The organism is Roseateles sp. L2-2 (assembly GCF_050613215.1).
Taxonomy (GTDB): domain Bacteria; phylum Pseudomonadota; class Gammaproteobacteria; order Burkholderiales; family Burkholderiaceae_C; genus Roseateles; species Roseateles noduli.
Window position 1 is genome coordinate 2674213 of record NZ_CP192509.1, and the last position, 18103, is coordinate 2692315.

The 18103-nt window shown below is 69.1% G+C and carries 18 protein-coding genes; 10 read left to right on the top strand and 8 right to left on the bottom strand.

Annotation, left to right across the window (positions count from 1 at the left end; all coding sequences use genetic code 11):
• Nucleotides 1-25: 25 nt before the first annotated feature.
• The 5 genes from ACQZ13_RS11970 (at nucleotide 26) to ACQZ13_RS11990 (ending at nucleotide 3777) form a co-directional block, all read left to right on the top strand.
• Nucleotides 26-802 (top strand): DUF4198 domain-containing protein, encoded by a 777-nt coding sequence (locus ACQZ13_RS11970; protein WP_431052166.1) that lies wholly within the window; start codon nucleotides 26-28, stop codon nucleotides 800-802.
• 20 nt (nucleotides 803-822) lie between these two features.
• On the top strand, nucleotides 823-1170 hold the full coding sequence (locus ACQZ13_RS11975; RefSeq protein ID WP_431052168.1) for a DUF3649 domain-containing protein: 348 nt from the start codon (nucleotides 823-825) through the stop codon (nucleotides 1168-1170).
• Nucleotides 1167-2924, top strand: a complete 1758-nt coding sequence (locus ACQZ13_RS11980; protein ID WP_431052170.1) for a PepSY-associated TM helix domain-containing protein — start codon at nucleotides 1167-1169, stop codon at nucleotides 2922-2924. Before ACQZ13_RS11975 ends, ACQZ13_RS11980 begins: the two co-directional genes overlap by 4 nt.
• Nucleotides 2921-3214 (top strand): DUF3325 domain-containing protein, encoded by a 294-nt coding sequence (locus ACQZ13_RS11985; protein ID WP_431052172.1) that lies wholly within the window; start codon nucleotides 2921-2923, stop codon nucleotides 3212-3214. Before ACQZ13_RS11980 ends, ACQZ13_RS11985 begins: the two co-directional genes overlap by 4 nt.
• Before the next feature lie 185 nt (nucleotides 3215-3399).
• Nucleotides 3400-3777, top strand: coding sequence for a response regulator (locus ACQZ13_RS11990; protein ID WP_431052174.1), 378 nt, complete (start codon nucleotides 3400-3402; stop codon nucleotides 3775-3777).
• Nucleotides 3778-3805: 28 nt separating this feature from the next.
• Here ACQZ13_RS11990 and ACQZ13_RS11995 read toward each other — a convergent pair whose 3' ends face one another.
• From ACQZ13_RS11995 to ACQZ13_RS12005, 3 genes are all read right to left on the bottom strand, one after another.
• Nucleotides 3806-4294 (bottom strand): copper chaperone PCu(A)C, encoded by a 489-nt coding sequence (locus ACQZ13_RS11995; protein ID WP_431052176.1) that lies wholly within the window; start codon nucleotides 4292-4294, stop codon nucleotides 3806-3808.
• Between the two features lie 33 nt (nucleotides 4295-4327).
• Nucleotides 4328-4936 (bottom strand): SCO family protein, encoded by a 609-nt coding sequence (locus ACQZ13_RS12000; protein WP_431052178.1) that lies wholly within the window; start codon nucleotides 4934-4936, stop codon nucleotides 4328-4330.
• 141 nt (nucleotides 4937-5077) lie between these two features.
• The gene (locus ACQZ13_RS12005; RefSeq protein WP_431052180.1) at nucleotides 5078-5473 is read right to left on the bottom strand and encodes a DUF2946 domain-containing protein; all 396 of its coding nucleotides are present in this window, start codon (nucleotides 5471-5473) and stop codon (nucleotides 5078-5080) included.
• A 371-nt stretch (nucleotides 5474-5844) separates the two neighbouring features.
• On the opposite strand from ACQZ13_RS12005, the gene ACQZ13_RS12010 reads away from it, so the two are divergent.
• The 4 genes from ACQZ13_RS12010 to ACQZ13_RS12025 are packed head-to-tail and all read left to right on the top strand — an operon-like array spanning nucleotide 5845 to nucleotide 12961.
• On the top strand, nucleotides 5845-7140 hold the full coding sequence (locus tag ACQZ13_RS12010) for a surface lipoprotein assembly modifier (RefSeq protein ID WP_431052182.1): 1296 nt from the start codon (nucleotides 5845-5847) through the stop codon (nucleotides 7138-7140).
• The gene (locus tag ACQZ13_RS12015) at nucleotides 7137-9080 is read left to right on the top strand and encodes a FecR family protein (RefSeq protein WP_431052184.1); all 1944 of its coding nucleotides are present in this window, start codon (nucleotides 7137-7139) and stop codon (nucleotides 9078-9080) included. Before ACQZ13_RS12010 ends, ACQZ13_RS12015 begins: the two co-directional genes overlap by 4 nt.
• A 4-nt stretch (nucleotides 9081-9084) precedes the next feature.
• A complete protein-coding gene (locus ACQZ13_RS12020) occupies nucleotides 9085-10848 on the top strand; it encodes an HD-GYP domain-containing protein (protein ID WP_431052186.1) in 1764 nt (587 codons plus the stop codon).
• The gene (locus ACQZ13_RS12025) at nucleotides 10841-12961 is read left to right on the top strand and encodes a CHASE2 domain-containing protein (RefSeq protein WP_431052188.1); all 2121 of its coding nucleotides are present in this window, start codon (nucleotides 10841-10843) and stop codon (nucleotides 12959-12961) included. Before ACQZ13_RS12020 ends, ACQZ13_RS12025 begins: the two co-directional genes overlap by 8 nt.
• 20 nt (nucleotides 12962-12981) lie before the next feature.
• Here the strand turns inward: ACQZ13_RS12025 and ACQZ13_RS12030 are convergent, their stop codons facing one another.
• Nucleotides 12982-13704, bottom strand: a complete 723-nt coding sequence (locus ACQZ13_RS12030; RefSeq protein WP_431052190.1) for a hypothetical protein — start codon at nucleotides 13702-13704, stop codon at nucleotides 12982-12984.
• A 204-nt stretch (nucleotides 13705-13908) separates the two neighbouring features.
• Here ACQZ13_RS12030 and ACQZ13_RS12035 point away from each other — a divergent pair, with 204 nt between their 5' ends.
• Nucleotides 13909-14394 (top strand): hypothetical protein, encoded by a 486-nt coding sequence (locus ACQZ13_RS12035; RefSeq protein ID WP_431052192.1) that lies wholly within the window; start codon nucleotides 13909-13911, stop codon nucleotides 14392-14394.
• Nucleotides 14395-14398: 4 nt separating this feature from the next.
• Here the strand turns inward: ACQZ13_RS12035 and cynS are convergent, their stop codons facing one another.
• Genes cynS through ACQZ13_RS12055 form a run of 4 tightly spaced genes read right to left on the bottom strand, consistent with a single transcriptional unit; the run spans nucleotide 14399 to nucleotide 17993 of the window.
• The gene (gene cynS / locus ACQZ13_RS12040) at nucleotides 14399-14842 is read right to left on the bottom strand and encodes a cyanase (protein ID WP_088403890.1); all 444 of its coding nucleotides are present in this window, start codon (nucleotides 14840-14842) and stop codon (nucleotides 14399-14401) included.
• Nucleotides 14839-15663, bottom strand: a complete 825-nt coding sequence (locus ACQZ13_RS12045) for an ABC transporter ATP-binding protein (RefSeq protein WP_431052194.1) — start codon at nucleotides 15661-15663, stop codon at nucleotides 14839-14841. Before ACQZ13_RS12045 ends, cynS begins: the two co-directional genes overlap by 4 nt.
• 4 nt (nucleotides 15664-15667) lie before the next feature.
• Complete coding sequence (gene ntrB / locus ACQZ13_RS12050; protein ID WP_431052196.1) at nucleotides 15668-16567, bottom strand: nitrate ABC transporter permease; 900 nt, start codon at nucleotides 16565-16567, stop codon at nucleotides 15668-15670.
• Nucleotides 16568-16580: 13 nt separating this feature from the next.
• Nucleotides 16581-17993, bottom strand: coding sequence for a CmpA/NrtA family ABC transporter substrate-binding protein (locus tag ACQZ13_RS12055; RefSeq protein ID WP_431052198.1), 1413 nt, complete (start codon nucleotides 17991-17993; stop codon nucleotides 16581-16583).
• Nucleotides 17994-18103: the final 110 nt, after the last annotated feature.

The following is an 18103-nucleotide window of genomic DNA, read 5'->3' on the forward strand; positions in this document are numbered from 1 at the left end:
TCATCCGAGTCCCCCAGGAGACCTCATGAACAAGAGCTTCCGTCCGTCCCTGCGCCCGTCTTCGCACCTGACCTCGCGTCTGTCTGTCGTGTCGCTGCTGCTGGCCGCGGCCGGCGCCGCGCAGGCGCACCAGATCTGGATCGAGCAGCCCGCCGGCGCCAATGAGCGCGCGGTGGTGCGCTTCGGCGAATTCGGCGAGAACCTGCGCGAGGCCTCGCCGGGTCTGCTGGACAAGTTCGGCCAGGTGCGCGCGATCCGCCTGGACGGCAAGGGCGAGCAGCCGGTCGACGCGGTCAAGGGCAAGGACGGCTACGCGCTGCCGTTCCGCGCCGAGGCCGGCGAGTCGCTGCTGGCCGAGGACGCGTCCTATCCGCTCTACAGCTTCAAGCAGGGCGACAGGCAGGTGACGAACTGGTATCGCCCGGCCGCGCGCCTGGTGACGGGGACCGCCGCGCTGCCGCCCAAGCTGACGCTGGACGTGGTGCCGGCGGGCCAGCCGGGCCAGTTCAAGGTGTTCTTCCGCGGCCAGCCGTTGCCCAAGGCCAAGGTGTCGCTGGTGACGCAGTCGGGCTGGGCCAAGGAAGCCCATTCGGACGAGCAGGGCCTGGTGCGCTTCGACCTGCCGTGGAAGGGCCAGTACGTGGCCGAGGTCGCGCACAACGACAAGACCGCCGGCGAGCGCCAGAGCCCCAAGGGCGCCGAGAAGTACGACGGCGTGAACTACGTGACCTCGCTGACCGTGCTGAAGGCCGACGGCGTCGAGCCGATCGCGGCCGGCCCGGCGGCCACGCCGAACAAGTGAGCCGGGGGAGGAGCGCCGCGATGAACGCCGTCAGCGCCCCGTCGGGCCGCACATCCCGGGTCGCCGTCGCGGCGACCCGCGTCCTGGGCGTGCTGCCGCTGCTCTCGCGAATCGTCGCGGCGATCGGTGGCGGCTACGTGCTGGCGGCGCTGCTCAGCGTCGCGGTGCTCGCGCTGCCGGTGAGCCGGCCGCAGGCCGTCATCGGCGGCATGCTCGGCAGCTTCGCCGTCTACGCCGGCGCCGTCGTCTGGGTCTTCGCGGTGCGCAGCGCCACGCGGGCCTGGGTCGGCCTGATCGTCGCCGCCTTGCCGCTCCTGCCTTTCGCCTGGTCCGTGTGGACCGCCGCCGCCCCCGCCGCTTCGCCATGACCGACGACGTTTCCACCGACGCCATTTCCGGCAAGACCGCGCCGCAGCCGCGCGGCATCCGGCAGACGATGTCGGACCTGCACATCTGGACCGGCCTGCTGCTGGGCTGGTTCCTGTTCGCGATGTTCCTCACCGGGACGGTCAGCTACTTCAAGGAAGAGCTGTCGCAGTGGATGCGACCGGAGATCGCGCATCAGGCCGTGACGCCCGAGCCGGCCGTCGTGGCCCGCCGCATCGCGCAGGAGTTGGGGACGCTGGCCGAAGGCACCTCGCAGTGGAGCCTGCGCCTGACCGACGACCGCCACAGCGTGGCCGACGCCTTCTGGCGGCTGCCGGCCAAGGAGGGCGCGCGGCGCGCGTTCAAGTCGGCGGTCTTCGATCCGCAGACCGGCGAGAAGGTGGTCAACGCGCGCGAGACCCTGGGCGGCGAGTTCTTCTACCGCTTCCACTTCCAGTTCCACTACATGCCGGTGCTGTGGGGCCGCTGGCTTGCGGGACTGGCGGCGATGTTCATGCTGGTGGCCATCGTCAGCGGCGTGATCACGCACAAGAAGATCTTCACCGACTTCTTCACCTTCCGCTGGGGCAAGGGCCAGCGCTCGTGGCTGGACGCGCACAACGCGTTGTCGGTGTTCGGGCTGCCCTTCCACCTGATGATCACGTACACCGGCCTGGTGACGCTGATGGCGCTCTACATGCCCTGGGGCGAGCAGGCCGGCATCAATTCGCCGGCGTTGAAGAAGCAGCTGACCTCCGAACTCAGCGCCTTCATCCAGCCCGGCAAGCCCTCGGGTGAAAAGGCGCCGCTGGCGTCCGTCGAGGCGATGGTGCGCGAGGCCGAAAGCCGCTGGGGCGCGGGCAACGTGGCGCGCGTCACCGCGACGAATCCGGGCGACGCCGCGGCGCGCGTGGCGATCACGCGCGGCGAGGGCGGCCGCGTGTCGATGAGCCCGCAGTACCTGCTGTTCGACGGGGTCTCGGGCAAGCTGCTGGAGGATCGCAGCGGCGTCGGCGCCGCAGCCGAGACGCGCGGCGTGATGTACGGGCTGCACCTGGGCCGCTTCGGCGACGACGCGACGCGCTGGCTGTACTTCATCGTCAGCCTCGCGGGCACGGCGATGGTCGGCAGCGGGCTGGTGATGTGGACGGTCAAGCGCCGCCAGAAGCTGCCCGATCCCGACAAGCCGTACATCGGCTTCATGGTGGTGGAGCGCTTGAACATCGCCGCCATCGCGGGCCTGCCGCTGGCGATGAGCGGCATGCTGTGGGCCAACCGGCTGCTGCCGATGGGGCTGGACAAGCGCGCGGAATGGGAAGTCCACGTGATGTTCATCGTCTGGGCGGTGACCTTGCTGCATGCGCTGGTCCGACCGCCCAAGCGCGCCTGGATCGAGCTGTTCTGGCTGGGTGCCGCCTCGCTGGCGCTGCTGCCGGTGGGCAACGCGCTGACGACGGACCGACCGCTGTGGCACAGCATTGCCCAAGGGGACTGGACCTTCGCGGCGGTCGAGCTGATGTTCTGGGCCTTCGCGGCGCTGCTGGCCTACCTGGCGATCCGCACGGCGCGCCATGTGCCCAAGGGCAGGCCGGTGACGAAGGCGAAACGCGCCGAGCCGCCTGTGCCGTCCGCGCAGGACGGGCTGCCAGCCAACGCAGCGGTCAGGGCGCCCGTCAAGGCGTCGAGGATGCCCCCGCCGCCGCCTTCCGGCGAAGCGGGCATGGCGCTGCGTTCGGGCGGGGAGGGCGCGCGATGATGCACGTCCTCAGCCTGCTGATCTGCGTGGCGGCCTTCGCGGCGCTCGCGATGGCGACGGACCGGGCGCAATCGGACGTCCTCGGCCGTGAGCTCCCGGCTTCCCAGTCGAAGGCGCTGCGCAGCGCCGGCTGGGCGCTCTTGCTGGCGAGCCTGGCGCTCGTCGTGTCCGTGCAGGGCTGGGGCGTGGGCCTGGTCAGCTACAGCGGCCACACCAGCTTCGCGGCGGGCGTCGTGTTCGTCGCCCTGATCGTGCATCAGCGGCGCAGGGCCCCGCGGCGCCGGGGCTGAGTCCTCTCTGGAGGGCGATGGCGCGACTGCGCCATGGCTCTTCCGGGGTGTGCGGGAATCCCATGCCTCTGTAGTCCTTCGCCTGACCCGATGTCGGCCAGCGTCCCCACCCCGGCTGGGGGCCGGCCAGCCTCGAAAAACTGTCACCCGTGACTCATCATTGAGTCATACCAGGGAGACAAAAAATGAAGGTTGCACTGATCGAGGACAACGCGCTGCTGCGACGCCTGATGGTGTCGCGTCTGCAGTCCGAAGCGTCCATCACCGTGGTGGGCCAGGCCTCCAGCGAGAACGCCGCGATCAGCACGATCGCGCTGAGCGCGCCGGACGTGGTGCTGGTGGACCTGAGCATCGACGGCGGTTCCGGCCTGGGCGTGATCGAACGCCTGCGCGCCGCGCGCTTCCGCGGACGCATCCTGGTGCTGAGCTCGGAAGACCGCTCGGCCTATGAATCCCGCGTCCTGTCCTGCGGCGCGGACGGCTTCTACGACAAGGCCTGCGACTTCGAGCGCCTGGTCGGCGAGCTCTGCACGCTGTCCAACAGCGCGTGGATGGCGGACTGAGCCGCCATCCTTCCAGACGGAAGCTTCTTCAGTGCGCGTGGTCGCCGTGACCACCGCCCTTGTCGTCCTTCGCCGGCATCGCCGCATTGAGCGCGCGCACCGGCGCCTTCACCTCGACGGTCTGGCGGGCGCCGCTTCGATCCTCGAAGGTCAGCGTCAGCGGCACCTGATCGCCCGCCTTCACCTGCGCGGGCAGGTCCAGGAACATCAGGTGGAAGCCGCCGGGCTTGAGTTCCACCGTCTTGCCCGCCGGCAGTTCGATCGCCGGGATCTGGCGCATGCGCATCACGTTGTCCTGCATCGCCATCTCATGCACTTCGGCCTTGGGCGTCAGCGGCGTGGCCACGGCCACGAGCCGGGTGTCCTTGGCGGCGGTCAGCTTCATGAACGCGCCAGTGGCCTTCTGCTGCGGGACCGTCGCGCGCACCCAGGCGTCGTCGACTTTCACCTGGGCGTGTGCGATTGAAGCGAACAGCGAGCCTGCGACGAGCAGCAGCGTGTGGATCTTGGAAGTCATGTCGGTTCTCTGAAAGATGTGGGTTGAGTGGGGTCAGGCGTTGAGCAGCTGCCGCACGTCCTCGGCGAGGTCGGCGGCGCTCATCTCGTGCTTGATGGCCAGGCGCACCTTGCCGTTGCGGTCGAAGACGGTGCTCAAGGTCGAGTGGTCCATCGTGTAGCTGCTGCCCGTGGGCACCTTGCCGTAATAGACCTTGAATTCCTTGGCGACGGCGGCCGTGCCCGCGAGGTCGCTGTAGAGCCCGAGGAAGCTCGGGTTGAACGCGGCGGTGTAGGCCGCGAGCACCGGCGCGGTGTCGCGCTCGGGGTCGATGGTCACGAAGAGGACCTGGAAGTCCTTGGCGTCCTCGCCCAGCATCTGATGCACAGCCGCGGCGCGCGTGAGCGCCGTCGGGCAGACATCGGGGCATTGCGTGAAGCCGAAGAAGATCATCACGACCTTGCCGCGGAAATCGGCCAGCCGATGCGGGCGGCCGTCCGCGCCCTGGAGCGCGAAGCCGCTCGCGTAGCTCACGAGCGAGAGATCGATGCCGTGGAAGGTCGGGGAGGGTTTGCAGGCCGTCAACGGCAGCAGGCAGGTGGCGATGGTCAGGGCACGGCGGCGCGCGTCGGGCGCGCGCGGTGCGAGGGAAGGGTGTCGCATGATCGAGAAGGCGTGGACCGACCGTGGCGCGCCGTGGCGCACGCGCGCATGAGCGCCAGCGCGCGCGAGGGCGGACAGGTCAGTCGGAAAGTGCTTCGCGTCCGGAACGGAGCGAAGTGCGCATCGGCCGCGAGGCGGCGATCAGGCGACGGCGGGAGGTCCGCGGGCGAGCGCAGGCGCCCAGGCGAAGAGCGGGCGCGGCGCGGTGAAGAACAGCTGTGGGTGCTCGAACTTCAACGCATCGGGCGGCGCCCATTGCACGGTGGCGGGCGGCAGGTCCGGCGCGCCATGGTGGATGGCGCAGTACGGGCAGTTCATCGACGAGTTCATCAGCGATGGGCTCTCGCGGCTCGTGTCGGCATTGCCGGCGGCATCGATCACCACGAGCTTGGCGCCGGTCGCGGAACAGATCTCCGCGAAGGTGGCGCCTTGATGGACCAGCATGGCATGCGACAACGACGGCAGCATCGCCGCGAGCAGGATCGTGAGACTCACGAGCCATGCCCAGCGCCTGGTCGAGGTCCGCGTCGGATGCATGCGGGCAATTCTATGACGGGACGCCACCGGCGCGCCGGGCAGACAAGACCCGACCCTCGTCGACAAGGTGCCTGCGGCGCTCGCGTCCACCCCTGCGCAGCACAGCGTACGGGCGTCCGGGCAATGTGCGGCATCGAACTTAGCGTGACTGCATCGCGAACATCCGCGATTCCTGCGTCGCGCGGCTCTCTCGCTGCGCGCAGGAAATCACAGCGCGGTCGGCGCTCTGCCTTCAATTGATCCACGCGCCGCCGATGATGGTCCGTTGGGGTGCGTTCGCGCATTCACGATAAAAAAATGAGGTGACCTTGAGTTCCCGACAAACAAGATTCTTCGCTCGTTGTGGAAAGGCCGGCCTGCGGCATCTCGCCTTGGCCGCATCGATCGCCTGCTGCAGCACGGGCCTCCTGGCCAAGGACGCCTTGCTCGACCAGGCCTCGTCGCTGCTCGCGCGCCGTGAGGCCGCTGCCGCGTATGCGCTGCTGGTGACCTCGGAAGCCAGCCGCGCCGGCGACCCCGACTTCGACTATCTCCTCGGCATCGCCGCGTTGGACGCCGGTCATGTGACGCGCGCCATCTTTGCGCTGGAGCGCGCCGTGGACGCGCGCCCGGACGATCGGCTCGCGCGGGCCGAACTGGGCCGGGCCTACCTGGCTGCCGGCGATGCCGGACGGGCGCGTGAGCAGCTGCTGCTCGCGCGCGCCGGCGACACGCCGCCCGAGGCCGCCGCCGCCATCGATCGCGTGCTGGGCGTGGTCGACCAGGTCGTCCCGCGGCGTGGGACGCGGGTGTCCGGCTATGTGGAAGTCGGCGCCGGCCATGACAGCAACGTCAACAGCGCGACCAACCAGGGGGAATTCGCGATCCCCGCGTTCGGCGGCATCCTCTTCCAGACCGCGCCGGAGAACCGACGTCAGGGGGCACTCTTCGGAAGCGTCGCGGCCGGCGCGCTCGCCGAGCTGCCGCTGGCGACGGACTGGAGCCTCATGGTCGCCGCCAACCTCCGCCACACGGCCAATCGCGACGTCCACGACATGGACACGGTGCTGGCCGACGCGACCGCCGGCGTCCGTCACACGGCGGGCTCCCAGAGCCAGACCCTCGCGCTGCAGGCCGGCTCCGCCCGCGTCGGATCGCGGCGCTACCGCGATGTCGGCGGCGTGACCGCGCAGTGGCAGTCGCAGTTCGACGAGAACTTCCAGGGCAGTCTTTTCGGCCAGTGGTCGCGTCAGGACTTCCCCGGCGAGGTCGGCCGCGACAACGACCGGTCGGTGCTGGGCCTGGGTCTGGCGCGCAGCTTCGGCAGCGGCGCGACGCTCGCGTACGCCAGCGTCTACGTCGCGCGGGAAGACACCGACGCCGACTTCGCATCCTTCGGGCATCGCGGGCGCGGCGTGCGGATCGGCGTTGAACGGCGCCTGACCGACAAGCTCGACCTGGTCGGCGACGCGCAATTCGAAGATCGACGCTACGGCGGCGAGGAGCCGTTCTTCGACACCGCCCGGCGCGACCGGCAGAAGGACGTGTCCACCGGTCTGCGCTACCGGGTCGCCGACCGGTGGGAACTCACCGGCCAGCTGCGCTTCACGCGCGCCGCGTCCAACGTCGTCCTCTACGACTACGTGCGCACGACCTTCCAGATCACCCTCCACAGGAGCTTCCCATGACCCTCGACGCACGACGTCCCTCCGACCGTCGCGTCGGCACCGCCTCCGGGCCCGGCCTGCGCCGTCTGGTGGCGACGGCCGCGCTGTGCGCGGTCTCCGGGCTGGCCTGGTCGAGCCCGTCGGCGACCGTGCTGTTCTCCAGCGGCGAGGTGCGCGCGGTGTCCGCCAAGGGCGAGGTGCGCGAGCTCAAGACAGGGGCCCAGGTCGAATCCGGCGAGACCGTGCAGACGGGCAAGGGACGCGTGCAGCTGCGCATGGTCGACGGCGCGATGATGGCGCTCAGCGAGCAGACGACGCTGCGACTGGACGACTACCGCGTGGCGAATGCACCGGACGGTGAGGAGCGCGGTTTCATGAGCCTGGTCCGCGGTGCGCTGCGCACGATCAGCGGCAGCATCGGCCATCCGCGCGCCGAGGAGTACCGGCTCGACACGCCGTCGGGCACCATCGGGATCCGCGGGACCGAGTACACGGCGGCCGTCGGCGGCGACGGCGCCCTGGAGGTGGGCGTCATCGGCGGCCGCGTGGCGGTCTGCAACGACGGCGGTTGCGTCGACGTGCCCAAGGGCTTCACGGCCTTGACGCCCAACCGGTCCGTGAAGCCCGCGGTCAGCGTGAAACCGCTGGTGCTCCTGCAGCCGGCCAACGCGGGCGCGGTCGCCGTCGCGGACACCCCGGCGGAAGCGGCGAAGCCCGCCGCGGAAGTCCCCGCCGTGCGCAACACGCCGTCTTCGGGCGAGCAGGTGTCGCAGTTCCTGGTCGCGATCATGACGCCGCCTGTCGCCGCGGCACCCGGACCGGGAGGCAGCGCGCCGGTGGACGAGGACGCCTTGCCTCCGCTGCCGGGCTCCGCGCCCGTCGGAGCCCCTTCCGGCGCCGGCGCAGGCGGCCAGAACGCGCCGATCGTGGTGGTGGCGCCTCCCGCGGCCTCGCCTTCGCCATCGCCATCGCCTTCGCCTTCGCCTTCGCCGTCGCCGTCGCCGTCGCCATCACCATCGCCTTCGCCTTCGCCTTCGCCGTCGCCGTCGCCGTCGCCGTCGCCGTCGCCGTCGCCATCGCCATCGCCATCGCCATCGCCATCGCCATCGCCGTCGCCGGCACCGGCACCGGCACCGAGCCCGTCTGGGCCGCCGCCTCCACCGACGCCTCCAGCGCCTCCAGCGCCTCCGGCGCCGCCCGGACCGCCAACGGGGCCGGGCCCCGGACCGGGGCCGATGCCGCTGCCGCTGCCCGACGGCAACGTCACGCTCGGTCTGGTGTGGAGCACCGACAAGGGCGAAGTCGCTTCCGGACTGACGCAGGCCAAGGCGCACTTCAACCCGACGGGCGGCCTGCTGGACGCGGACAACCCCGGGACCGGCAAATCGATGCTCGAGAAGGGCCGGCCGACGGATGTCGGCGTCGACGGCGTCATCGGCTGGGGACGCTGGACCGACGGCCAGAGCAAGGTCAAGGGCACCTCCAACGGCAAGGGCGTCGGCAACGGCAACCTGTCCACCCTGCATTACTTCGCCATCGCGGAGACACCGACGGGGCCGGTGAACGGCACCTTCTCGTCGATGGCATCCACCGCGCCGACGGTGCAATCCGACGGCAAGCTGGTGGCCGTCGGCGTCGTGAACGGTGCCGGCGGGTCGTTGAACGCGTCGCTGCAGCTGCAGCTCGGCGGCAAGGCGAGCTACTCGCTCACGGTGCCGGTGGCGGGCCAGACCTTCTCGCTGGTGGGCGTGGCGACGCAGACCTCGGCGTCCGGCTTCTCCGGCGTCTCGCTGATCTCCAGCACCGGGTCCGGATGCCTGGGCGGATGCACCGGCAGCCTGGGCAACAACGTCTCGGTGATCGGCCAGATCGCGGGCGCGGCGGGCACGCGGGCCGGCGTGGCCTACGGCTTCGACAGCCGCATCGGCAATGTGTCGGGCGTGATCATCTTCAAGCGTTGAACCGATGACCTCACCCGACCCCCGCCACTCCCGACGCTCCGTCGACGCGGTCCGGCTCAAGGGCCTGATCGAGACCTGCATCATGATGTCCATGAGCCGGGACCGGCAGGCGCTGCTGCAGCAGCTGCTCGGCGAAGGCCGCCGGCTGCTGCATTGCGACGGCGCCACGATGTACATGGTGACGGAACAGCAGACGCTGCGCTTCGAGCTGCGCACCCGCAGCGATCCCTTGCCTTCCCAGCAGATCCCGCTGTACCACGAGCACACCGGCCGTCCCAACGAGAACTTCGTCTCCGTCTACACGGTGCTGCACAACCGCGCCGTGCTGATCGACGACGTGTATGCGGAGAGCCGGTTCGACCTCACCGGCACGCGCGCCTTCGATGTCGCGACGGGGTATCGCACCGTGTCCATGCTGACGGTCCCGATCGCCCCGCGGGGCGGCGCGCCGATCGGGGTGCTGCAGTTCATGAACGCGCTGGATCCGGCGACCGGCGCCATCGTGCCGTTCGATCCCGAGACGGTGACCCTGGTGGAGGCGATCGCGGCGCAGGCGGCGGTGGCGCTGGACAACCTGTCGCTGGTGGAGTCGCAGAAGGACCTGATGGGCAGCCTGATCCGCGTGCTGGCGAACGCGATCGACGCGAAGAGCCCCTACACCGGCCGCCATTGCGAGCGCGTGCCGGAGCTGGCGATCATGCTGGCGCGGGCGGCGAGCGACGCCACCGACGGACCGCTCAGGCATTTCGCCTTCCGGTCCGAGGAAGAGTGGGAGGAGTTCCGCATCGGGGCCTGGCTGCACGACTGCGGCAAGGTGACGACGCCCGAGTACGTGATCGACAAGGCGACCAAGCTGGAGACCATCCACAACCGCATCCATGAGGTCCGGATGCGTTTCGAGGTCCTGCGGCGGGACCTGGAGATCGCCGCGTTGCAGGCGCGTCTGGACGACAAGTGGACTGCGCAGGCGCAGGCGGCGCATGAGACCTCGCTCGCGCAGCTGGAGGAGGACTTCGAATTCGTGGCCAAGTGCAACGTGGGCACGGAGACGATGGACGATGAGGCGGTCGATCGACTGCATCGCGTCGGCGCCCGCCGCTGGACGAGGCACTTCGACGACCGTCTCGGCCTGTCGGGGGCGGAGCTGGCCAGCCGCAGCGGCGAGGCCGCAGCCGAGCTGCCCTGCAGCGAACCTCTGTTGTCGGACCGCCTGCGCGACATCGTGCCGCGGCCGGCGGAAGACCGGCCGGATCCTGCCTACGGCTTCCGCATGGACGTCCCGGAACATCTCTACAACCGGGGCGAGCTGCACAACCTCGGCGTGCGCAGCGGGACGCTGACGCCGGAGGAGCGCTACAAGATCAATGAGCACATGGTGCACACGGTCACCATGCTCGAACAGATGCCGTTCCCGAAGCACCTGCGCCGCGTGCCGGAGTACGCCGGCACGCATCACGAGCGCATGGACGGCAAGGGCTATCCGCGTCGGCTCGGACCCGACCGGCTGTCCGTGCCGAGCCGCATCATGGCGGTGGCCGACATCTTCGAAGCGCTGACGGCGTCGGACCGGCCGTACAAGAAGCCCAAGAAGCTGTCCGAGGCCCTGGCAGTCTTGCAGCGGATGGCGGGGCCGCACGTCGATCCGGACATCTTCAACCTCTTCCTGACCTCGGGCGTCTATCTCGAGTTCGCGCGCAAGCACCTGGACCCGTCGCAGATCGACGTGGAGGACGCGAGCGCCTACCAGGCTGCCGGCACCCATGGCTGAGACCGGCGCCCGCCTGCCGCGCGTGGCCTGGCTGGTGCCGATCGTGGCGATGCTGGCGGCGATGACGCTGCTCGTGCACGATCCTGTCCCGTTGCGCGTGGCGCGCAACGCCGTGTTCGACCAGTTCCAGCGCTGGTACCCGCGACCCTATCTGGCGCCGTCCGTGCGGATCGTCGACATCGACGAGGAGAGCCTGAGACGCTTCGGGCAATGGCCGTGGTCCCGGGCCCAGGTGGCGCGCCTGCTGGACGCCGCGCAGCAGCTCGAACCCGCGTCCGTATCGCTCGACATCATGTTTCCCGAACCGGAGGGGCAGACGCGCGCCGATACGGGAGGCAACGCTTCCGATGATCCCGACCAGTCGCTGGCGCAGGCGCTGCGAAGCGGGCGGGTCGCCCTCGGCGTCGCGCTGACCGGGCCGCGGCTGGGGGGCGACGCAGCGCAGGCCGCCGGCGGGACATTGCTGTCCAAGGCCGGCTTCATCGCCGTCGGCGGCGAGCCGACCCGTTCGGTGCCGGCGTTCTCCAGCAGCGTATCCAATCTCCGCGACCTGCAGCTGGCCGCGGCGGGGCAGGGCGCGATGACCTTCATGCCGGATGTGGACGGCGTCGTACGCCGCGTGCCGCTCCTGTTCAGCCTGCAGGGGCGGCCGGTGCCATCGCTGACCGCGGAGGCGTTGCGCCTGGCTGCCGGCGCGGACGCCTACGTCGTCCACAGCGCCGCGGACGCGGGCGGTGTCGTCGACCTCCGCATCGGCGGGCATCGGATCGACACCGATCAGACCGGCGCCCTGTGGATGCACTTCGCGCGTCCGCAGGCCGAGCGCTACCTGCCGGCGTGGCAGTTGCTGGAGGGGCGCGTTCCGCCGGCGTCGCTGAAGGGTCGCCTCGTCCTGATCGGGACGTCGGCGCAAGGCCTGCTGGATCTTCGGTTCAGCCCGCTCGGAGGCGTCATCCCGGGCGTCGAGGTTCATGCGCAGGCGCTGGAGCAGATCGTGTCCGGCCAACAACTGCGCAGACCCGGCTGGGTGCCCGCCACGGAGGCGATCGTCGCGTTGCTCGGCTGCATCGCGGTGGGGATCGTCGCGATGAGGGCGCGTCCGGGTCGGTCGAGTCTCCTGTTCCTGGGGCTCGTGGGTGCGATCGGACTGGGGGCATGGACGTCCTTCCGCTTCGAACGTCTGCTGCTGGATCCGGGTGCGCCCGTGCTCGCGATGGCGCTCGTGTTCGCCCCGACCATGCTGATGCGTCATCGGTGGGCGGAGCGACGCCAGCGCTGGATGCAGACGACGTTCTCGCGATACGTCTCGCCCAACCTGATCGACTACCTGGTCGCGAACCCGCAGGCGCTGGAGCTGGGCGGTCGTCGCCAGCGGTGCAGCTTCGTGTTCACCGACCTGCAGGGCTTCACGGCGAGGATGGAATCGATGGATCCGGCGGTCGCGGTGTCGGTGCTGAACACCTACCTCGACCGGATGATCGCCATCGCGTTCAAGCACGACGGCACGCTGGACCGCATCGTGGGAGACGCGGTCGCGATCATGTTCTCCGCGCCCGTGCCGCAGGCCGACCACGAAGCGCGCGCGCTGCGTTGCGCACTGGAGATGCAGGCGTTCGCGCGGGAGCATGTCGACGTGCTGGGGCGGCAGGGCATCGCGTTCTGCGACACGCGCATCGGCGTGCACAGCGGCGAAGTGACCGTGGGCAACTTCGGCGGAGCGACGCTCTTCGACTACCGCGCCCTGGGGGATCCGGTGAACACGGCTGCACGTCTGGAAGGCGCCAACAAGTTCCTGGGGACCTCGCTCTGCGTCTCGGAGGAGACGCTGCGGGGCTGCCCGGGCGCCGTGACACGACCCATCGGGCGCTTGCGGCTGGCAGGGCGCTCGTCCTACCTGAGGGTTCACGAGGCCTTGGCGGCGGACGGAGGTTCCGTCGAAGCGGACCTCGACTACGCGCACGCCTTCGCGCTGATGCGCGATGGCAGCGATGAGGCACTCGCAGCGTTCGAGGTCCTGGCGACGAGCCGTCCGGAGGACAGGCTGGTCGCGTTGCATGTGAACCGGCTGAGGGCCGGCAGCCGTGACGACGCGATCGACCTGTTGGCGAAGTAGCGTGATTCGGGGCCGCTGCTTCAAGGCGTCGTGAACCGGTAGACGTTCCCGGTCTCGACGAAAGTCGCTGCGATGGTGTGCGGCATGGGAATGAAGGCATGGCCTTTCAACCCGAAGGCCTCGAACGTCACGCCTTCCGGCGCTGGTGCGTTTTCCGGCCACCGGTAGCTCACGCGCAAGAAACCGATGCCTGCGGCGATGCCCGTGGTGACGTCCCTTCGGATGCGGGTCAGGCCCAGGCAACTCGCGAACAGGCTCGGAAGTTCGAAGCGCTTCGCGGCAGCACCGTAGGGCCGCGTGATCAGCGTCACCCGCACATGGCGGACGGCGGTGCCGCTGGCACTGGCCGGCACGCCCTCGATGCACACGGCCTCGTCGTTCGCATACACCGTGGCCGATCGCCCCAGGGCGGGGGCGAGGCCTTCACCGTCGAACCGTCGTGCGCGCGACGCCGGCAGGCGACGGCCATCGACAACCGCATCCGGACCCTTGAGCGCAAGCACGTGGCGCCTCCCTTGCGCGCTCCACTTCCAGAAGTCCCCAGCAGGCTGCCCAGGTCCTTCGGCACTGCGCTTGCGCGCATCGCCCGCAGTGAACAGCGGATCCGGCAGCGTCGCGTAGAAAGCCTCGTAGCCGTCAAAGATCCGCGCTGCATCGACGGCATTGCCCGTATCGGCGCCAGCAGCGCCTGCGATGACGGCAAGCGCCGTGGCCAAACAACTTCGAATCTTCCAGCGCGTCATGCGTCTCACCGATGAGGGTCTTGGCGACATTGTCCAACCGGCAGCACAACGCCCCATCGGCCTCGCCTGCGTTTCATCCCGCCGGGACGGCGGACCATCGGCTTCAGCTCGCGGGGACGTGCCCGGCGTGGAACATTGGCTCCGCGTCGATTGCGGTTCCGGATCGGCCTGAAGAAAAGCAACCACGCTCCGAGGACCGCTCCCATGACTCTCAAGACCTTCTTCACCAGCGACCCCGCGCGCCACGACGGCGTGCGTCCGGTCCAGGTCGCCTGCCTGCGCGTGATCTACCTGCTGATGTGCAGCCTGATGGCGTTCACCGCCTGGACCTCGATCTTCCAGCATCAAGGCGACTGGGAGCCGTATCGCGCGATGGCCGTCTGCGTGTGGGCCGCCTACGGCACGTTGTCGCTGCTCGGGCTGCTGCATCCGCTGCGGATGCTGCCCGTGGTGCTCTTCATGATCTTCTACAAGACGCTGTGGCTGGCCGTGGTCGCTTACCCGCTGTGGCAGGCCGGGCGGCTGGCCGGCTCCTCTGCGGAGGAACTGACCTACATCTTCCTGGCGGCGCCCGCGTTTGCCCTGGCCGTCCCCTGGGGCTACGTGCTGCGCCGTTTCGTCCTCGTGGCTTGGCGCAGAACGGCGGCGTCGACCGCCCGCAGGACCGTGACGGCCCTGCGCGCCGACTGACGCCTCAGTACGTCTTGTACGGCAGGAACTTCCCGCTCATCACGATGCTGACGCGATCGCCCATCGGGTTGGGTTCGCGCTGCAGGTCCATGCGGAAGTCGATCGCGCTCATGATGCCGTCGCCGAACTCCTCGTGGATGAGTTCCTTGAACGTCGTGCCGTAGACGCTGATCAGCTCGTAGAAGCGGTAGATCAGCGGATCGGTGGGCACCGAAGTCGGCAGGCTGCCCTTGTAGGGCACGACCTTGAGCCACTGGGTCTCCGCCTCGGTGAGGTCGAAGATCCCCGCCAGCGTCGCGGCCTGCGCGTCGTCGAAGGTCATCTGGCCGAGGCACCCGGCCGTGACCCACTCCTTGCTCAGACCGACCGCCTCGGCCACGTCGGACCACTTCAGGCCCTTGGCCACCTTGGTGGCGATGATCTTTTCGGTGACGTCGAGTCGGCTCATGCGTTGCTCCTGGCAGGGGTGAGGGGATGGCTGCGCTCCACCAGGAAGTCCATCAGGTGGTTGCGCATGGGGTAGTACTGGGGATCGTGGTGCAGCGTGGCGCGCTGGCGCGAGCGGGGCATCGTGTTCACGACGATCTCGGCGACCCGCGCATTCGGGCCGTTCGACATCAGCATCACGCGGTCGGCGAGCAGGATGGCTTCGTCGACGTCGTGCGTGATCATGAAGACCGTCTGCCGCGTCGCGGCGCAGATCTTGAGGAGCTCGTCCTGGATCGTGCCGCGCGTGAGCGCGTCCAACGCGCCGAAGGGCTCGTCGAGCAGCAGCATCCGCGGCTCGATCGCGAAGGCGCGGGCGATGCCGACGCGCTGCTTCATGCCGCCGGAGAGCTGGCTCGGCTTCTTGTCGAGCGCCGGCGTCAGACTCACCAGGGCCACGTACTTGCGGACCTGTTCGTCGACCTGCGCCTTCGACCAATCCGGCCACTTGCTGCGCACCGCGAAGGCGATGTTCTGCCGCACGGTGAGCCAGGGCATCAACGCATGGCCCTGGAAGACGACGCCTCGGTCAAGACCCGGTCCCACGACCTCGCGACCGTCGACGATGACGTGACCGTCGCTCGCCCGCTCCAGGCCGGCGAGGGTGTTGAGGATCGTCGTCTTGCCGCAGCCGCTGTGACCGACGATGCAGACGAACTCGCCCTGGCGCAGCGTGAAGTTGACGTCCTCGAAGATGGTCGTGTCGCCGTAGCGCTTGGCCAGGCCTTCGACGCGCACCAGCACGGGCGCGGCATCGACCGCCGCCGCGGCGCCGTGTTCCATGGGATCAATCCGCATAGGTCACCGCCTTCTGCGCGCGGGCGAACAGCCCGTCCAGCGCCATGCCCACGAGCCCGATCACGAGGATCGCGAAGACCACGTTGGGCATGCTGAGGTTGTTCCACTCGTTCCAGACGAAGTAGCCGATGCCGGTGCCGCCGACCAGCATCTCCGCCGCGACGATCACCAGCCAGGCGATGCCCATGCTGATGCGCATGCCGGTGAGGATGGTCGGCGCGGCGGCGGGCAGGATGACTTCGAGGGCGCGGCGCAGCGGCCGGACTTCGAGCGTGCGCGCCACGTTGAGCCACTCCTTGCGCACGCCGGCGACGCCGAAGGCCGTGTTGATCAGCATCGGCCAGACGCTGCAGATGAAGATCACGAAGATGCCGCTCGCCGCGGAGTCCTTGATCGTGTAGAGCGCCAGCGGCATCCACGCCAGCGGCGAGATCGGCTTGAGCACCTGGATGAAGGGATCGAGCGCGCGGTGGATCAGCGGGCTCATCCCGATCGCGAAGCCCAGCGGGATGGCGACGAGCGCCGCGAGCAGGTAGCCCAGCGCGACGCGTCCCAGCGAGTAGACCAGTTGCAGCCCGATGCCCTTGTCGTTGGGCCCCTTGTCGTAGAACGGGTCGGCGAGGTGGTGGACGACGGTGGCGCCCATCTGCGCGAGCGTGGGGAAGCCGCTCTTCGTCGCCACGGACGAGGCGCTCCCTCCACCGTCGGCGGACACCGGCTTGCCCATCAGCTTCGCGTATTCGATCTGCTCGGGCGTCATCGCCGGGGCTCCGGCGGAGGTCGTGGACGAGGTGGTCCCGGCGCTCATCGTCGCCAGGTGCCAGATGCCCATCAGCAGCCCGAAGAGCAGCAGCGAGAGCAGGGCGGCGCGCGCGTTCAGCGAAGTCATCGACGATCTCCGCTCAAGCACGCTTGATCGCGAATCCGGCCACGTAGGCATCGGGCTGCGCGGGATCGAAGGTCTTGCCCATGATGCTGAACTTCGGATACGCGCCGTCCGGCACGGCCTGGTCGAGCGCCTTCATCTGCTTCTTCGCGTCGGTGAGCAGGAAGACCTTCTCCGCGATCTGCCTGTAGTTCACGTCGCCCTTCAGATAGCCCCAGCGCTTCATCTGCGTGAGCATCCACACGGCCATGCTCTGCCAGGGGATGGGGTCGAAGTCGGCGCGGTCCGGCACGACGCGCACATTGCCGAGACCGTCGGCGAACTTGCCGGTGAGCACCTGCGCGATCACCGTCTCCGGCTGGTTGAGGTAGGCCTGCGGTGCGATGACCTTGGCGATCAGCTCGCGGTTGCGCGCCTCGCGCGCCATCGCGGCGGAGGTCAGCACGGCGCGGTACAGCGCCGCGAAGGTGTTCGGATTCTTCTGGATGAACTCCGTGCTGGTGCCGAAGGCGCAGCAGGGATGGCCGTTCCACAGCTCCTTGGAGAGGATGTGGAGGAAGCCGACCTCCTCGAAGACGGCGCGCTGGTTGAACGGATCAGGACCGAGGAAACCGTCGATGTTGCCCGCGCGCAGGTTGGCCACCATCTCCGGCGGCGGCACGACGCGGATCTGGATGTCGCGATCGGGATCGAGTCCCGCTTCCGCCACGTAGTAGCGCAGCAGGAAGTTGTGCATCGAGTACTCGAAGGGCACGGCGAACTTGAAGCCCTTCCACGACTTCGGATCGCGCTTGTCCTTGTGCTTCATCGCCAGCGTGATCGCCTGGCCGTTGGTGTTCTGGATCGTCGCCACGTTCATCGGCGTGGCCGTCGCGCCCAGGCCGAGGCTGATCGCCAGAGGCATCGGACTCAGGAAGTGCGTGGCGTCGTACTCCTTGTTGATCATCTTGTCGCGGATCAGCGCCCAGCCGGCGGTCTTCACGACCTCGACGTTCAAACCCTGCTTGGCGTAGAAGCCCAGCGGGTGCGCCATGATCAGCGGCGTCGCGCAGGTGATCGGGATGAAGCCGATCTTGAGATCCTTTTTCTCGAGCGCGCCGCGCTCCTGCGCCATCGCCTGCAGCGGGGCGATCGGCAGCACGCTGCCGATGGCGGCCATCGCGCTGCCTCGACCGACGGCGCGCAGGAAACGACGCCGAAGCGCGTCCTGCGGGAACAGCGCCTTCACCAAGGCGGCTTCGACGAACTGGTTGGACTCGGCCTCGATGTCCGTCATGTCCATCGCATCGGCACGCCGGCGCAACGTTGCCGCAGCGCGGTCACGGTCCAGCTCGCGCGCATGCTCAGCCTCGCTGCCATGCCGTCCGCACGCGCAGCGCATCAGCAACGGTCGATCAGCGTCGTAAGGGTCGTGGCGGAGGTCGCTCATCGCTGCTTTCCAGGTCGGTGGACGGAGGACTCCACTCTAGGAAGGCGCAGACGATCGCGGCATCGTGCGCGTCGTGGTTCTTGTGTAGGGCTGGAACTACACGGCGGGTC

Excerpts from the sequence above, each read along its gene's own strand:
- ACQZ13_RS12035 (WP_431052192.1), top strand. The coding sequence starts at position 13,909 with ATGACTCTCAAGACCTTCTTCACCAGCGACCCCGCGCGCCACGACGGC.
- ACQZ13_RS11975 (WP_431052168.1), top strand. The coding sequence starts at position 823 with ATGAACGCCGTCAGCGCCCCGTCGGGCCGCACATCCCGGGTCGCCGTC.
- ACQZ13_RS11990 (WP_431052174.1), top strand. The coding sequence starts at position 3,400 with ATGAAGGTTGCACTGATCGAGGACAACGCGCTGCTGCGACGCCTGATG.
- ACQZ13_RS11980 (WP_431052170.1), top strand. The coding sequence starts at position 1,167 with ATGACCGACGACGTTTCCACCGACGCCATTTCCGGCAAGACCGCGCCG.
- ACQZ13_RS12015 (WP_431052184.1), top strand. The coding sequence starts at position 7,137 with ATGACCCTCGACGCACGACGTCCCTCCGACCGTCGCGTCGGCACCGCC.
- ACQZ13_RS11970 (WP_431052166.1), top strand. The coding sequence starts at position 26 with ATGAACAAGAGCTTCCGTCCGTCCCTGCGCCCGTCTTCGCACCTGACC.
- ACQZ13_RS12055 (WP_431052198.1), bottom strand. The coding sequence starts at position 17,993 with ATGAGCGACCTCCGCCACGACCCTTACGACGCTGATCGACCGTTGCTG.
- ACQZ13_RS11985 (WP_431052172.1), top strand. The coding sequence starts at position 2,921 with ATGATGCACGTCCTCAGCCTGCTGATCTGCGTGGCGGCCTTCGCGGCG.
- ntrB (WP_431052196.1), bottom strand. The coding sequence starts at position 16,567 with ATGACTTCGCTGAACGCGCGCGCCGCCCTGCTCTCGCTGCTGCTCTTC.
- ACQZ13_RS12025 (WP_431052188.1), top strand. The coding sequence starts at position 10,841 with ATGGCTGAGACCGGCGCCCGCCTGCCGCGCGTGGCCTGGCTGGTGCCG.
- ACQZ13_RS12045 (WP_431052194.1), bottom strand. The coding sequence starts at position 15,663 with ATGGAACACGGCGCCGCGGCGGCGGTCGATGCCGCGCCCGTGCTGGTG.
- ACQZ13_RS12030 (WP_431052190.1), bottom strand. The coding sequence starts at position 13,704 with ATGACGCGCTGGAAGATTCGAAGTTGTTTGGCCACGGCGCTTGCCGTC.
- ACQZ13_RS12020 (WP_431052186.1), top strand. The coding sequence starts at position 9,085 with ATGACCTCACCCGACCCCCGCCACTCCCGACGCTCCGTCGACGCGGTC.
- ACQZ13_RS12000 (WP_431052178.1), bottom strand. The coding sequence starts at position 4,936 with ATGCGACACCCTTCCCTCGCACCGCGCGCGCCCGACGCGCGCCGCCGT.
- cynS (WP_088403890.1), bottom strand. The coding sequence starts at position 14,842 with ATGAGCCGACTCGACGTCACCGAAAAGATCATCGCCACCAAGGTGGCC.
- ACQZ13_RS12005 (WP_431052180.1), bottom strand. The coding sequence starts at position 5,473 with ATGCATCCGACGCGGACCTCGACCAGGCGCTGGGCATGGCTCGTGAGT.
- ACQZ13_RS11995 (WP_431052176.1), bottom strand. The coding sequence starts at position 4,294 with ATGACTTCCAAGATCCACACGCTGCTGCTCGTCGCAGGCTCGCTGTTC.